A 16361-nucleotide genomic window follows, 5' to 3' on the forward strand; every position below is an offset into this window, starting at 1 on the left:
TACAATTAAAGGGGAATATTCCCATGTTTTTTTATTGGTCGAATTTCTTTTTTTGTTCTTAACATATCAAGAGCTTGAATGAGCTTTAACCTAGTATCTCTCGGGTCAATGACATCATCAACCATCCCTTGACTAGCTGCAACATATGGATTAGCAAATTTTTTTCGATATTCCTCTATTTTCTCTGCTCTCGTTTTGTCAGGATCTTCACTATTTTGTATTTCTTTTGCAAAAATAATATTAGCTGCTCCTTGAGGACCCATTACGGCAATTTCTGCATTTGGCCAAGCAAACACAAGATCTGCACCTATTGATTTACTATTTAAGGCGACATATGCTCCACCGTAAGCTTTTCTTAAAATAACTGTTAGTTTAGGTACAGTCGCTTCAGAATAAGCAAATAAGATTTTAGCTCCATGTCTGATAATTCCTCCATGCTCTTGCTTAACACCTGGGAAAAACCCGGTAACATCTTCAAACGTTATTAAAGGTATTTGAAAGGAATCACAAAAACGAATAAACCTTGCCGCTTTATCTGATGAATCTATATCTAATCCACCAGCCATAACTTTTGGCTGATTACAAACAAGCCCAACTACCTCACCTTTTATCCTCGCAAGACCAATAACAATATTTTTCGCAAAATCTTTTTGTACTTCCATAAAAGAATTCTTATCAACAACTTGATCGATGACAATCCTAACATCATAAGGTCTTACAGAATCAAATGGAATTAAATCAGTTAATTCAGGTCGATCATGTGTTTTTTCTTCAAAAGAAGATCTTGGTGGCTTTTCTTCATTATTTTGTGGTAAGTAACTTAATAGCCTTCGAACTTGAAGCAATACTTCTTCCTCTGTAGAGCCGGCAAAATGAGCATTACCACTAATAGTATTATGTACAACTGCTCCACCTAAATCTTCAGAGCTAATTTTTTCTCCTGTTACTGTCTCAATGACTTTAGGACCTGTAATAAACATTTGACTTGTTTGTTCTACCATAAAAACAAAATCAGTAATAGCAGGAGAATAAACTGCTCCACCTGCACATGGCCCTAAAATGACAGAAAGCTGAGGAATAACACCAGAATAAATTGTATTGCGATAAAAAATTTGTCCATAACCATCTAATGATAACACACCTTCTTGAATCCTCGCACCGCCTGAATCATTTAAGCCTATAAAAGGCGTTCCATTTTTAGCAGCTAAATCCATGACTGCAGCTATTTTCTTCGCATGCATCTCACCTAGTGCCCCACCAAATACAGTGAAATCCTGCGAAAATAGATATATTGGTTTGCCATTGACTTTCCCATAACCTGTGACAACACCTTCACCAGGTCCTTTTGTATCTTCTAATCCAAAATCATTACAGCGATGCTCCATAAAAGGATTGATTTCAACAAATGTACCTTCATCTACCAATAAATCAATTCGTTCTCTTGCTGTTAGCTTACCCTTTTCATGCTGTTTATCAATCCTTTCATCTCCACCTCCTAATTCAATCTTTCTTCTCAGCTCATATAATTCATTTATTTCTCCATAGATATCCTTTTGCATTTACCTTTCACCCCGCTTTTTTTCACATAACTCAATCAATACATTATTAGCAGCCTTTGGATGGATAAAAGCAATCTCCATATCTGCTGCACCCTGTCTCGGCTTCTCATCAATAAGAGGCAATCCTAGCTCTTTGATTTCTTGTAATCGAGATTCGATATTTTTAACCCCAAATGCAATATGATGAATACCTTCTCCTTTTTTAGCAAGGAACTTTGCAATTGGACTATCTTGTGATGTTGGCTCTAATAATTCAATCTTTGTATTTCCTGCATGTAAAAAAGCAACCTTTACTTGCTGTATTGTGACTTCTTCAAAGCCTAATAAATCAAGCTTTAAAACATCTATATAAAATGACAATGCTTTTTCTATAGAATGTACTGCAATTCCGATATGATCTACTTTATTTTCCATATAGACATCCAACCCCTTTGTTGAAAACGCTACCATTACAGATAAATTCTCTTTCAGAATAGAATTCTCCTTCTTATTCGTCGAATTTCTTTCACATTTTACATGTTGTCCTAATTCCTTATTCACGATAAAATAATACGTACAAGGAGTGAAGTATAATGTCACGTAAAACACAAAAATTCGTTGTATATTTAATGATAGGTGTAATGCTTATTACAACCTTACTTGCCGGTGTATCTGTTTGGTTTTAATCTCTCTATATTGAAAGTACTGATCTAACATTACTTTTACATTTTATTATCTTTCAAACATAAAAATGAGTCTATTGGCAAAAGAAAACTTTCGCCACAATAGACTCATTTTTTTAATGCACCATATTCTATTCCTAGCTGTTCAAAGCTTTCCTGAGAATTAATAATTAAAACATTTGTTCCTATAGGAACTTTTTCATATAACTTTTCTACATTTTCATTTTGGAGCCTTACACAACCTTGAGTAACATAATGACCAATGGATTCTTTATTATTCGTTCCATGGATACCGTAAATTCTTCCATCTGTATCTTTTGCATTAAAGCCAATCCACCTAGTGCCTAATGGATTATTAGCATCTCCACCTGGTATATCTTTTTTTCGGTAATAAGGATTTTTTGCTTTTACTGTTATCGTAAACTTTCCTTCTGGAGTATGTTCTTCTGTCACTCCAGTAGCAACGTGAAAAATATCTTTTATTTCATTTTCATTTATATAAGCAAGCTCATTATTTTGTTTATTTATAATGATAAACGGATCTCCGACAATCGGATTTTGTCCTAAAGGCCAAATTGGAGAAGATATAATAAAAAATAAAAGAAGCATTGTTTTCATTCTATCAACGTCCTTTTATTCTTAATATGTTCAAGCAATATGAAATAAATACTACGCGTTTGCTTTCATCCCTTTAAATTGACTTTTAATAACTAAGTAGTTCTCCATTTCCCTTAGAAAGTGAAACAGAGCAGCTCTTACCTCAAATTCCTCTCTTGTGTCCGGTAAATCCATTTCCTCTATTTCTTGTCTCATTTTAAATAATTGCATAAGAAATCTATTTGCTGTATTTCCCGGATGAATATTTAATCTTAATTCATGTATAAAATCAGCTATCATTCTACTTTGATCTATTGCGATATGTATCGAAGTAATAATTGGTATGACTCTTTCAATGATTTCAAATTGTTTTTCTCTCATTTTAAAGTAATGATAGTATGTATTTTCATGTCGCAAAAAATGATTTTCAACATCACGAAAAGCAAGGGTTTTAGCTTCATCAATTAAAATTGCAGTTTTGGTAATTTCCTGTCCATCCCATTTTCGATCTTTTTCAAGTAAATATAGCTCAATTTCTTTAAAGATATTGGCAATATTATCCTCAATTTCTTCCTGATAATTCTTCAGCTTTCTTTCTACACTTGGCATATACAAGTTCATGATTAGGGCCATCCCAATTCCAATTGTTACTAATAAAAGTTCATTACCTATCAATTCAAGTGTTATTTTTTCAGCACTATATAAATGAAAAATAACAACTGTGCTTGTAACAATTCCTTCAGTCGCTTTAACAATAACAGTAGTTGGAATAAAGAATAAAAGTAATAAACCAATTACTACAGGATGATAGGTAATCCCCTCGAAGAATACAAATGAAAAAACCATGGCAATAGAACAGGCAAGAAATCGAGCCCATGAACTTTTTAATGATTTCTTTTTAGTTACTTGGATACATAATATTGTTATAATACCGGCTGATGTATAATTTTGAAGTTGTAGAAACTCAGCAAGCATAATAGCAATTGTTGTTCCTAAAGCTGTTTTTGCTGTTCGATACCCAATTTTAAACATTAAGCTTCTCCCCATTTTCTGCTAAAAAGTTCTTAAATCCAATTAATTAACTTATAGCCATTATAGGTTATTTCTAAGAACAAGGTAAACTTTCCTTATTTATGATACATAGTTTACACTAAATAAAGCAAAGAGATAGCTTTATTCATTCTTCAAATTCTCTACTATTTTAAGCTGAGGAAAAGAGGCAGGGACATAAGTATTTAATCTAATGATAAACCCGAAATATTAGGAGATTTTTTAATTAAATATTCTCCTAATTTTTCGGGTTTTTATCTGCTGTCTTCAATTAATTTTTTTTGATTTTGCATACTATTTTTAAGAACTAGTGGAATGGAGCGGAAGACATTTGACTCCTGCGGGTGCAGAGGAAAGGCTGAGACCCCACAGGCGCGCAGCTTACGAGGAGGCTTAGCTTCCTCCCCGGCGAATCTTATGTCTGCAGCGCAATGGAACGAACTTGTTTCTTTCAACTATTATTCGTCTTTTTGTATGACAACTTTAATTATGTCCAGCCTCTTTTGTGAATTATAACATTTTTTCTAAAAATAGCTGAGCACGCTTTGTTTTAGGATTGGAGAAAAATTCAGTTGGTGGAGCATCCTCAACAAGCTTTCCTTCATCAAGAAAAAGAACACGATCTGCTACTTCTTTTGCAAAACCCATCTCATGAGTAACAATAGCCATCGTCATACCTGTCATTGCCAGGTTTTTCATAACATCTAACACTTCTTTTACCATCTCAGGATCAAGCGCAGATGTAGGCTCATCAAAAAGCATCACTTCAGGCTTCATCGCAAGAGCTCTTGCGATGGCAACTCTTTGCTTTTGACCACCTGATAAACGATTTGGAAATTCAGAAGCTTTTTCAAGTAAACCAACTTTATCCAATAATTCTTTTGCTTGTTTTTCCGCTTCTAGCTTTGATAAACCCTTAACTGTGATTGGTGCATACGTTAAGTTATCAAGTACAGATTTATGCGGAAATAGATGAAAGTGCTGAAAAACCATCCCCACATTTTGTCTAAACTTAGATATATCAGTTTTTGCATTTGTAATCTCTTGATTATCAAACAAAATCTTCCCTGAAGTTGGTTGCTCTAATAAATTTAAACACCTTAAAAAGGTAGACTTCCCTGAACCAGATGGTCCTATTATAGCGATCACTTCACCTGAAGCAATAGTTGTAGATATACCTTTTAACACATTTAATTTACCAAACGATTTATGCAAATCTTCAACTTTAATCACTACGTCTCATTCTCCCTTCAATACCCTTACCAAGGAGTGTTAACACCATAACTAATAGATAATAAACTAAACCTGCAAATAATAATGGTGCAAAATAATTGTAAGAATCTGCTCCAACTTGGTATGCACGTCTCATGATATCCCCAACACCAATAACTGTCACAATCGCTGACTCTTTTGTTAATGTTATAAATTCATTCATTAATGCTGGTAAAATATTTTTAAAAGCTTGTGGTAAAATAATATCCTTCATCATCTTTGAATAAGGAATACCTAAAGCCATTGCAGCCTCTTGTTGTCCTTTATCAATTGCATTTATACCTGCACGTATAATTTCTGATATATATGCACCTGAGTTTAATGTAAATGCTGCAACTGCTGCTGGATATGGATCTATTGGAAATCCGAGAATTTGCGGCAGTCCAAAATAGATAATAAGTAATTGTAACACTAAAGGTGTTCCCCTAAAAATAGACGTATAAGCATCTGCAAACCACATTAAAGGTTTTATTCTACTAATTTTGCATAACGCTAAAATAATTCCCCAGGCAAACCCTAGTAATAAAGATAATACAACAATTTTTAATGTAACCCATACCCCTTCTAAAATAAACGGAAGAGACGGGACGATTGATGAGAAATTCAATATATCCATTTTTATCTAATTCCTTTCACATATAAATAACATTAAAAAGGCTGACAAGTTATTATTGTCAGACCCTTGTACATATACTGTTATTTTTGATCTCCGAACCATTTAACAATTAATTTATCAAGTTCGCCATTTTCTTTCATTTCTTTTAATGCAGCATCAAATTCTTCAGTATATTGACTTTCTTTTTGGAATGCAATTGCTGAACCAGCTTCTTCAGATGAATCAAGCGTAAAACCTGCTAACTGGTCGTCTTTTGCAAAATAACCATTGGCAACAGTATCTTCAATAATTGCCGCATCAATTCGTCCAGCCTTTAATTCTTGAACAAGCTCTGAAATCTTATTACGATTTTCAACTTTGATTGTTACTTCTTCAGAAATTTCAGCAGCTTTTTCTTCTTGAATAGAACCAAGCTGAACACCAATTGTTTTACCTTCTAACTCTTCGATACTTTTTACTTCATTATCCTTTAAAGAAACAATCATGTGATTCGCTGTATAGTAAATATCTGTAAAGTCTACATTTTCAGCACGTTCTGGTGTTGGAGTCATACCAGCTAATACTAAATCTATTTGTTTTGCTTGAAGAGCTGGAATCAAGCTATTAAAATCCATATCTTGTACTTCTACTTTATAACCAGTTTTTTCTGCTAAAGCATTTACTAGATCAATGTCAAACCCGATAATGTCGCTTCCTTTTGCTGTATCAATATATTCAAATGGTGGATAATCAGCAGATGTAGCCATTTTCAATACTTTTTGCTCACCAGATTCAGCACCAGTGTTTTGTTCACTTTCATTTTTTGCCGTACCACATGCTGACACTAAAGCAACAACTAATAAACTTATAATGAATAACGATATTTTCTTCATAATAGTTTCCCCCAATAATTTCTAATGTGTATGTTTTCTATGCATAAAAAACTAATATTTATTCGATATTTTGTATTTTAACACATACTAATAATTATGCAATATGTATTTATAAAAATGTAATTATCTATGTTTTTTGTATATTTTAAGTTTTCTGAAATAGTTTTTAATAAAGTAGAATGTTATATAAAATTTTCCATTTTTGAGGTTTTCTACAGAAAATAAAAGGAGAGGTGTTTTTACGTCAATAGAAAAAGACCAAATCATCGTTGATTTGGTCTTTTCTATTGATCACATTAAAGATTAAGTTTGATATAACCTAATTATTTATACTTCTTCGCAATATTCATCAAATGCTGCTTGTAGTTTTGCAACAACTGACATTGGATCATGGCCTTCAATTTCATGACGCTCTACCATTGTCATAAGCTGTCCGTCTTTTAGCAATGCAAAAGAAGGAGAAGACGGTGGATAACCTGTAAACATTTCACGTGCACTAGCTGTAGCATCTTTGTCTTGTCCAGCAAATACTGTAACTAACTGATCTGGGCGCTTATCATAGTGAACAGCATGAGCAGCCGCTGGTCTTGCAATTCCACCTGCACATCCACAAACACTATTAACCATTACTAGAGTTGTTCCTTTTTTATTAAATGTTTCATTTACATCTTCTGGAGTTTTTAGCTCTGTATATCCTGCAGCAACTATTTCTTTACGTGCTTGTTGTACTACATCGTTCATAAATAAATTAAAATCCATACTCAATGAAATCTCTCCTTTTAACATCAGTACTACTATTTTACCAACAAGTTAATGTATTGAGCAAATTGTTAGCTTAAAAATCTGTTTTCTCCTAAAACTCTTTTGCTTTGTTAAAAAAAGCTTCTAATAAGTTAACAGCACTTGCAGAAACAGTTTTTTCTCCCTTTACAATTGCTTCTTCTAAAATAGGAAGCTTTTGTTTAATGGAAGGATGGTCATAAAATACTTTATAAAGCTCCTGCTCTACTAATGTATACAGCCATTTCCGTTGTTGCTCACTTCTTACTTGATCAAATACAGAGCTTGTTTTTGTTTTGATTTCAAAGTCTTGTATCACTTTCCAAATCTCATCTATACCTGTTTCTTGTACTGCTGATGCAGTCAGCGCTCTTGTTGTCCATCCTTTTGTATAAGAATGTAGAAAATGAAGAATTGTATTATAATCTCTTTTCGCCACATTAGCTTTGTGTAGATTATCCCCATCAGCTTTATTAACAACAACTAAGTCTGGCAATTCCATAATGCCTTTTTTCATAGTTTGTAACTCATCACCTGCACCTGTTAGCACAAGAAGTAAAAAGAAGTCTACCATGTCTCTAACAACAAATTCTCCTTGACCCACACCCATCGTTTCAACAAGTATCACATTATAGCCCGCAGCTTCACACAAAAAAATTGTTTCTCGTGTTTTGCGACTAACCCCTCCTAGATTTCCACCAGATGGAGAGGGTCTAATAAATGCATTAGGATCTTTTGATAAACGTTCCATTCTTGTTTTATCACCCATAATACTTCCTTTTGAAACCTGGCTACTAGGATCTACAGCTAGCACTGCTACTTTATATCCGTTATTTGTTAAGTATGTGCCAAAAGCATCAATAAACGTGCTTTTACCTGCACCTGGAACACCAGTAATTCCAATTCTAATAGATGTGTTTTCCTTTTGTAAAAGATGCTCAATTATTTTTTGCGCTTTTTCAAAATGACGTGATGCATTGCTTTCTACTAGCGTAATCGCTTGAGCTAACATCACTCTGTTACCATTTACGATTCCCTCAACAAGATCATCCACCGTAACCTCGTGAATTTTTTTAATATATTTGGTCATTCTCAAACTTCCTCATAGCCCAAACGTTCAAGAATCTTATCCAAAACCTTTGTCGCAGCTACAGGTATAACAGTACCAGGTCCAAATATTTCGGAAGCTCCTTTTTCCTTTAATTCAGCATAATCCTGAAAAGGAATAACACCACCTATTATTACAACAATGTCTTCTCTACCTAATTTCTTAAGCTCAGAAATCAACTGTGGAAGCAAGGTATTATGTCCTGCAGCGAGAGAGCTTATTCCAACAACATGAACATCATTTTCTACAGCTTGAACAGCTGTTTCCTCAGGTGTTTGAAATAGTGGACCAATATCAACATCAAATCCTAAATCCGCAAAAGCTGTTGAAATAACCTTTGCTCCTCGATCATGACCATCTTGACCCATTTTCGCAATTAAAATTCTTGGTCGTCTACCTTCTAGTTCATAAAATTGGTCTGTTTTTTCCCTCACTTTTTTTATTTCTTCTTCATTCGAATATTCTGCGCTGTAAACACCACTAACAGATTTAATCATTGCTTGATGACGTTTACTCACTTTTTCAATTGCATAAGATATTTCTCCCAAGGTTGCTCTAGCTCGTGCTGCCTCTACTGCTAATTCCAATAAATTGCCCTCATTGTTTGCACTAGCATCGGTTAATGCTTGGAGTGTTTCACTAACAGACTTTTCATTTCGATTTTTCTTTAGGGTGTGAAGACGCTCTATTTGTTTGTTTCTAACTACAGTATTGTCTATTGATAAAATATCAAGTGGATCTTCTTCCTCTAACCTAAATTTATTCACTCCAATGATCGCTTCTTTACCAGAATCAATTTTCGCTTGTCTTCTGGCAGCCGCTTCCTCAATTTTCATTTTTGGAAGACCTGTTTCAATAGCCTTTGTCATACCACCAAGCTGTTCTACTTCTTCTAAGTGTTCTTTTGCTCGCTGAATTAAACTATTTGTTAGAGATTCTACATAATAAGAACCACCCCAAGGATCAATTACATCACAAATACCAGTTTCATTTTGCAGGTACAATTGAGTGTTTCGGGCGATTCGAGCCGAAAAATCAGTTGGTAAAGCAATGGCTTCGTCTAAAGCGTTTGTATGAAGAGATTGTGTATGTCCCATTGCTGCAGCATGTGCTTCAAGACAAGTCCGAACGACATTATTGTAAGGATCTTGCTCTGTTAAACTCCATCCAGATGTTTGCGAGTGTGTTCTTAGCATGAGTGATTTAGGATTCACAGGATTAAATTGCTGCATCATTTCTGACCACATAAAGCGAGCTGCTCTCATTTTTGCAACTTCCATAAAGTAATTCATACCAATTGCCCAAAAGAATGATAATCTTGGGGCAAATTGATCAATATCTAAACCAGCTTTTAAACCAGTTCTAATATATTCGAGTCCATCTGCTAACGTATAAGCCAACTCAAGATCTGCAGGTGCACCAGCTTCTTGCATATGATAACCTGAGATGCTGATACTATTAAACTTTGGCATATGCTGTGCTGTGTATTTAAAGATATCACCAATAATTCTCATTGACATCTCAGGTGGATAAATATACGTATTACGTACCATATATTCTTTTAAAATATCATTTTGAATTGTGCCTGACAGTTTTTCCTTAGCCACACCTTGTTCTTCAGCCGTTACAATATAAAAAGCCATTATTGGTAATACGGCACCATTCATCGTCATTGAAACAGACATCTCGTCTAAAGGAATACCGTCGAATAATATTTTCATGTCCAGGATCGAATCTATCGCTACCCCCGCTTTCCCAACATCACCGTCTACGCGCGGATGATCTGAGTCATACCCTCTGTGTGTTGCTAAATCAAAGGCTACACTTAAGCCTTTTTGCCCCATCTCCAGGTTACGTCGATAAAAAGCATTACTCTCCTCTGCTGTCGAAAAACCAGCATATTGACGAATTGTCCAAGGACGATTTTTATACATTGTCGCATATGGTCCACGCAGAAATGGTTTCACTCCAGGATAAGTATTTAGATGTTCAACTTCCAATAAATCTTGACTTGTATAATGATTTTTTATCTGTATTTGCTCATTCGTATTATATGTTTCTACTGAGGAGTTCACATAATGATTGATATTTATAAGCGGTGCAGATGTAATAGATCGCCTTTTCATCATATACCTACCTCCATAACGTTATGAATATTGAGTAAAAGCTCATACACATTTATGTCCGAAGAGATAGTTCCACTCAATCCATATTTATTCACCTTGTCTAAAGCATTATTTCCTAGCAAATAAATTTCTTCAATTGTGCTATCAGATTTTAATTTATTAAAATCTTCCACTTGAATAGCATCATAAGCTTTGTCTGTCCCACAGAATATAACAATTTTACTATCAATCTTAAGATCATTGATATTGTCATATGAAATTACATCACTATAAATGCCACCTGCAGTTAACAGTCCAATGATAAAATCAAGTCGGGGTTTATAATCTTTTAATGTTCCGATCGTTACAATCAATACCTTAGGGGTAAATCCTGTTTTTTCTTTAAAGTTTGTTGCATTCAACCTAAGCTTTTCAAAATGCTCCACCAAACGCTGTGTTTTTAATGGTTCTATTTTTATCTCATCTATATTTTCACTAATTATTCCAGGTACCTTCTTTTCTACATCTACATATTTCATTGCCTCTTCAAACGTATATACTTTTATGTTGGTTTCTTGTTTTTTCAATTCAGCTTTATAGCTTATATCTAGCTGATCATTCGGATTAGCATAAACATTTGTTCCAATCACATGCAATTTTCTAGTATTTACATGATTAATTTTTTGTTTATGCAGTAAGCTAATATTTTTTTGGAGTTCTCCTTTTTTTAAAATTTCTAGAAAGCCACCCAGGTCATCTATCTTCTTTATTTCACTCCAAGCGATTTCTGCTAACTGATTCGTTAATGCTTCAACATAGTAAGAACCATTTGTAGGATCAAATACACCTGCTAAAAAACTTTCTTCTTTAAAAATAAATTGCATGTTTCTAGCAATTCTTTCTCCTAATTTACTAGTATTGTTAGATACAGTATCAAATGCGTCAATCGTCATTTCATCAACACCAGAAACAGCAGCTGCAAATCCTTCTGTTGTTGTTCGAAGTAAATTTACATAGGTATCATTTTTTGTTTTATTATAGATCGATGTTTTTGTATGTAAATAGATTTTTTGGGTTTCCTCACTACCACCTAGAGCTGAAATAAGAGAAGCCCATATTTGCTTAGCAGCTCTTAGCTTTGCTATTTCCATAAAAAAATTGCCACCAATATTAAAAGAAAAGATCATATTACGTGCAATTGTATCAATCGAAATGTTTCGATTTAATAATTCATTAATCGCTTCTAAAGCGTGACTAAAAGCATATATTAACTCCTGAACAGAATTTGCTCCAGCTTCATGATAAACATTCCCTTTAATAAGTAATGTTTTTGTAGAAAAATGACTTTCATCCTTCCACCTCATAATATCAGCAAGATAATCTAGCTTCGTTTCTAAACCTATAGTAGAAGATCCTGTTAATACTAGTTCTTCGTAAGGATCAAAAGCTATGACGCCATTAAATTTTTTAATAGTTTGTTGATCTTGAAAATGATAAAATAGCAAGCTAGCAAATCCAATGTTTTCTCCAATGTCAAAAAAGAGAGAATCATTTTCCAAATCTATTTCTTGTAAAGCTAACGTTAGATCATCACTATTTTTTATAAAATTAAATTTGTTAACGAAAAAAGAGTTCTGACCACGTTTTTTTGCATCTTTTACTTTATCTGAAAAATCTAATGAATTATCACCAGCTATTTCCTGACTTATTTTCCAGTCACTGTTTGAGGAAATAGTTCGTTGCTTTGTTGCTTTTGTTATATTTTCTATATCACTTGAATCGTATAAAGGCTTTAATTTTATTCCTTCATATGTTGAAGAGTATAAACTTTCAAACGCTTTACCCCTTAACGCTCTCTCAGCCTCTTCTTTCCATTCATTCCAACTACCGCTGCTTGTAACACTTTGATTTTCACCCATAATATGCGCCTCCTACATAGGAGTAGGAAGCCCACCCCCTTTGACTCAAATGAATTTCTTCAACTTGGTACAGTTTATGCAGTGCTACTTCAATATAATTTAATATGAAACAATATTTTTCGAATTGAATGCGTTTACATTTTAATCGAAATGTAAACATCTCCAATTTTATTCTATTATAATTTATATCAACTAGCAACGTAGTTTCCATTTATGGGTAAAAATTGACGTGTTTACTGATGTAATATTTTATAAAATCGCTTTGTCATTTTGTTGCTTTTAATCCTGTTAGCATTTCTTTGCAAAACAGACTTTTAAAAGTACAAACTAGCTTTCTGTACCTCTAGAAATATTTAAAAACGCACTTTAAGAAATTGATTTAATTAAAAAAAGCTTATAGAGAAACAAGGCAAAATTTCTCTACAAGCTTTTTTATTTATGATTTTATTCATAACCTAACTACAAAGTTCAAGAGATTGAAAATTAATAAATTGAAGTTGTTTCTTTAGATGTTTGTTCTAAAATTTCCTTCACTCTTGCTAAAAAGCGCCCACATATTAACCCATCTAAAACACGATGGTCCAGTGACATACATAAATTCACCATATCACGTACAGCGATCATACCATTTATGACAACTGGTCGTTTGACAATCGATTCTACCTGAACGATTGCGGCTTGAGGATAATTAATAATGCCCATAGACTGAACAGAACCAAATGATCCTGTATTATTAACAGTAAAGGTACCACCTTGCATCTCTGAAGAAGTTAACTTCCCATTTCTAACTTTATTTGCTAACTCTGTAATCTCTCTTGCAATACCTTTAATCGTTTTTTCATCTGCTGCTTTAATAACAGGTACATACAATGAATCCTCTGTTGCAACAGCGATTGAAATATTAATATCTTTTTTCTGTATAATCTTATCTCCTGCCCACATTGAATTAATTTCAGGATATTCCTTCAATGCTTGTGCTATAGCTTTTACAAAGAAAGCAAAAAACGTTAAATTAAAGCCTTCTTTTTTCTTAAATTCATTTTTAATTGAATGACGGTATTCAACAAGATTTGTTACATCCACTTCCATCATCATCCACGCGTGAGGTGCCTCATGTTTGCTTCGTACCATATTTGCAGCAATTGCTTTCCTCACACCTGAGACTGGAATTTCTATATCACCAGGCACTGCTGCGTTAGAAGTCGCAGGTGATGTTTTCTTAACAGCTTCTTGCTCAGCTAACGTCCTTGAATCTTCTTTATTTACTATTTCTTGTTTTGGATCTTGTTTCACAGGAATTGACCCATTATTAATAATCGTTTGCAGATCTTTTCTCGTTATTCTTCCACCTGCACCTGTTCCGTCAACTAACGTTAAATCAATGTCATTTTCTTGTGCAAGTCTTAACACTGCTGGAGAATAACGTGCTTTATTTGGAGCATCTGTTTTGTTGGCTATAGTAGATTCATCGTTTGTTATAGAAACATTTTTGGGAGCTTTTTCATCAGATATGCTTTCTGTAGTAGATGCAGTTTCACCACCTTCAACCTCAACAGTACAAATGACTTCTCCAACCGCTAAAGTTTCATCTTCTTTTGCGATCAGTTCTTTTATAACTCCTGTAAATGAAGATGGAACCTCTGCATTCACTTTGTCAGTCATAACCTCAGCAATAGGATCATATTTATTTACCTTATCACCAACAGCTATTAACCATTTGCTTATTGTACCTTCTGTTACACTCTCACCTAACTGAGGCATTTTAATTTCTTCTATCGCCACTTGACTACCTCCTTTTAAAGGCTATTCTTGTAAACTACGATATTAAAATTCAGCAAGCTTTCTTAATGCTGCTTCTACTTTATCTGGGTTAAGCATGAAAAACTTCTCCATAGTTGGTGCATAAGGCATAGCTGGAACATCCGGACCTCCAAGCCTCATAATAGGTGCATCCAAGTCAAATAAGCAGTTCTCAGCTATAATGGCAGAAACTTCTCCGATAATACTTCCTTCTTTAGTATCCTCAGTTACAAGTAACACCTTTCCTGTTTTAGAAGCTGCTTCGATGATTGCTTCCTTATCTAGTGGATAAATCGTTCTTAGATCTAACACATGAACAGAAATTCCATCCTGAGCTAATCTTTCTGCTGCTTGTAAAGCAAAGTGAACACATAGCCCGTAAGTTATGACAGTGATGTCTTCTCCTTCACGCTTTACATCGGCTTTTCCTATTGGCAGTACATAGTCATCATCAGGAACTTCTCCTTTAATTAGACGGTATGCGCGTTTGTGTTCAAAATATAAAACTGGATCTTCATCACGTATAGCTGCTTTCAGTAAGCCTTTTGCATCATAAGGTGTTGACGGAATAACAATTTTCAAGCCTGGTTGATTAGCAAATATTGCTTCCACAGATTGAGAATGGTACAAAGCTCCATGAACTCCACCACCAAATGGAGCACGAATCGTAATTGGACAGCTCCAATCATTATTTGAGCGGTATCTTATTTTAGCCGCTTCTGAAATAATTTGATTTATAGCAGGCATAATAAAATCAGCAAATTGCATTTCTGCTATAGGTCTCATCCCATACATAGCTGCACCAATACCAACTCCAGCAATCGCAGACTCTGCTAGTGGTGTATCTATCACTCGTTCTTCCCCGAATCTATCATACAAGCCTGCAGTAGCTTTAAAAACTCCACCTTTTCTACCAACATCTTCTCCAAGCACAAAAACTTTCTCGTCTCGTTCCATTTCTTCTCTCATCGCCATAGTAATAGCGTCAATATATGAAATTATCGGCATTTTAGTTCCCCCTTACTCTGCATAGACATATTTTAAGGCATGCTCTGGATCGGCATATGGCGCCGCTTCTGCATATTCTGTTGCGTCATTTACCAATTTCACAATTCGTTCAACAATTTCTTTCTCTATCTCTTCTGTTAAGATATTTAAGTCTTTTAAATAACTAGCAAACTTAAGGACAGGATCATTTTTCTTAGCTTCAGCTACCTCATCTTGTTCACGATAGCTACGATCATCATCATCACTAGAATGTGGAGTTAATCGGTAAGAAATCGCTTCTATTAATGTAGGTCCTTCTCCACGACGACCTCGATCTCTAGCATCCTTCACAGCACGATACACTTCAAGCGGATCATTCCCATCAACTGTTTCTCCTGGCATACCATATCCAATTGCTCGATCGGAAATTTTCTCACAAGCTACCTGCATTTCATACGGAACAGATATTGCGTATTTGTTATTTTCACACATAAAAATAACTGGAAGCTTATGAACTGCAGCAAAATTTGCACCTTCATGAAAGTCACCTTGATTTGACGAACCTTCTCCAAACGTAACAAAGGTAACAAGATCTTTTTTCTGCATTCTACCTGCTAAAGCAATCCCTACTGCATGTGGTACTTGAGTTGTAACAGGTGAAGAGCCTGTTACGATTCTATTTTTCTTCTGTCCGAAATGCCCCGGCATTTGACGTCCCCCTGAGTTAGGGTCCTCCGCTTTAGCAAAAGCTGATAGCATTAACTCTTTTGCTGTCATTCCAAATGCTAACACAACACCCATATCACGGTAATAAGGAAGCACATAATCTTCTTTACGATCTAAAGCAAAGGCAGCTCCAACTTGTGCTGCTTCCTGTCCTTGACACGAAATAACAAAAGGAATCTTTCCTGAACGATTTAACAACCACATACGCTCATCTATTTTCCTAGCCAACAACATTGTTTCATACATGCTAAGCACATCTTCATTTGTTAAATTTAGTGAAATATGACGATTCTCTGTCATGTTAATCC

15 protein-coding genes are annotated in these 16361 nt (G+C 34.6%); 1 reads left to right on the plus strand and 14 read right to left on the minus strand.

Annotated elements, in window-relative coordinates; translation table 11 throughout:
* Positions 1 to 5: 5 nt before the first annotated feature.
* Both FS935_RS04255 and mce read right to left on the minus strand, forming a co-directional pair.
* A complete protein-coding gene (locus FS935_RS04255; protein ID WP_146946263.1) occupies positions 6 to 1559 on the minus strand; it encodes an acyl-CoA carboxylase subunit beta in 1554 nt (517 codons plus the stop codon).
* Positions 1560 to 1973, minus strand: a complete 414-nt coding sequence (gene mce, locus FS935_RS04260; protein ID WP_146946344.1) for a methylmalonyl-CoA epimerase — start codon at positions 1971 to 1973, stop codon at positions 1560 to 1562.
* A gap of 158 nt (positions 1974 to 2131) precedes the next feature.
* Here mce and prli42 point away from each other — a divergent pair, with 158 nt between their 5' ends.
* Positions 2132 to 2224 carry a stressosome-associated protein Prli42 gene (gene prli42, locus FS935_RS23350; protein ID WP_158638528.1) on the plus strand — a complete coding sequence of 31 codons (93 nt, stop codon included), beginning with the start codon at positions 2132 to 2134 and terminating at the stop codon, positions 2222 to 2224.
* A gap of 105 nt (positions 2225 to 2329) precedes the next feature.
* On the opposite strand, the gene FS935_RS04265 is transcribed toward prli42, so the two are convergent.
* The 12 genes from FS935_RS04265 to FS935_RS04320 all read right to left on the minus strand — a co-directional run bounded on the left by FS935_RS04265 (position 2330) and on the right by FS935_RS04320 (position 16353).
* Complete coding sequence (locus FS935_RS04265; protein WP_146946264.1) at positions 2330 to 2839, minus strand: L,D-transpeptidase; 510 nt, start codon at positions 2837 to 2839, stop codon at positions 2330 to 2332.
* Between the two features lie 51 nt (positions 2840 to 2890).
* Complete coding sequence (locus FS935_RS04270; protein WP_146946265.1) at positions 2891 to 3850, minus strand: aromatic acid exporter family protein; 960 nt, start codon at positions 3848 to 3850, stop codon at positions 2891 to 2893.
* Positions 3851 to 4378: 528 nt separating this feature from the next.
* Entirely contained in the window at positions 4379 to 5101 is a 723-nt protein-coding gene (locus tag FS935_RS04275; protein WP_146946266.1) for an amino acid ABC transporter ATP-binding protein, read from the minus strand.
* Entirely contained in the window at positions 5094 to 5756 is a 663-nt protein-coding gene (locus FS935_RS04280) for an amino acid ABC transporter permease (protein WP_146946267.1), read from the minus strand. The genes FS935_RS04275 and FS935_RS04280 overlap by 8 nt, the downstream gene beginning before the upstream one ends.
* An 80-nt stretch (positions 5757 to 5836) precedes the next feature.
* The gene (locus FS935_RS04285) at positions 5837 to 6628 is read right to left on the minus strand and encodes a transporter substrate-binding domain-containing protein (RefSeq protein ID WP_146946268.1); all 792 of its coding nucleotides are present in this window, start codon (positions 6626 to 6628) and stop codon (positions 5837 to 5839) included.
* Between the two features lie 327 nt (positions 6629 to 6955).
* Positions 6956 to 7393 (minus strand): BrxA/BrxB family bacilliredoxin, encoded by a 438-nt coding sequence (locus FS935_RS04290; RefSeq protein WP_146946269.1) that lies wholly within the window; start codon positions 7391 to 7393, stop codon positions 6956 to 6958.
* Positions 7394 to 7481: 88 nt separating this feature from the next.
* On the minus strand, positions 7482 to 8498 hold the full coding sequence (gene meaB, locus FS935_RS04295) for a methylmalonyl Co-A mutase-associated GTPase MeaB (RefSeq protein WP_146946270.1): 1017 nt from the start codon (positions 8496 to 8498) through the stop codon (positions 7482 to 7484).
* Between the two features lie 2 nt (positions 8499 to 8500).
* Positions 8501 to 10645 carry a methylmalonyl-CoA mutase gene (gene scpA / locus FS935_RS04300; RefSeq protein WP_146946271.1) on the minus strand — a complete coding sequence of 715 codons (2145 nt, stop codon included), beginning with the start codon at positions 10643 to 10645 and terminating at the stop codon, positions 8501 to 8503.
* Complete coding sequence (locus tag FS935_RS04305) at positions 10642 to 12540, minus strand: methylmalonyl-CoA mutase family protein (protein ID WP_146946272.1); 1899 nt, start codon at positions 12538 to 12540, stop codon at positions 10642 to 10644. The genes scpA and FS935_RS04305 overlap by 4 nt, the downstream gene beginning before the upstream one ends.
* Positions 12541 to 13023: 483 nt before the next feature.
* On the minus strand, positions 13024 to 14322 hold the full coding sequence (locus tag FS935_RS04310; protein WP_146946273.1) for a dihydrolipoamide acetyltransferase family protein: 1299 nt from the start codon (positions 14320 to 14322) through the stop codon (positions 13024 to 13026).
* 42 nt (positions 14323 to 14364) lie between these two features.
* Positions 14365 to 15348: an alpha-ketoacid dehydrogenase subunit beta gene (locus FS935_RS04315; RefSeq protein WP_146946274.1), complete on the minus strand. Its 984-nt coding sequence runs from the start codon at positions 15346 to 15348 to the stop codon at positions 14365 to 14367.
* 12 nt (positions 15349 to 15360) lie between these two features.
* On the minus strand, positions 15361 to 16353 hold the full coding sequence (locus FS935_RS04320; RefSeq protein ID WP_146946275.1) for a thiamine pyrophosphate-dependent dehydrogenase E1 component subunit alpha: 993 nt from the start codon (positions 16351 to 16353) through the stop codon (positions 15361 to 15363).
* Positions 16354 to 16361 lie beyond the last annotated feature (8 nt).

The sequence above is a fragment of the Metabacillus litoralis genome, from assembly GCF_007994985.1.
In the GTDB taxonomy this organism is placed as follows: domain Bacteria; phylum Bacillota; class Bacilli; order Bacillales; family Bacillaceae; genus Metabacillus; species Metabacillus litoralis.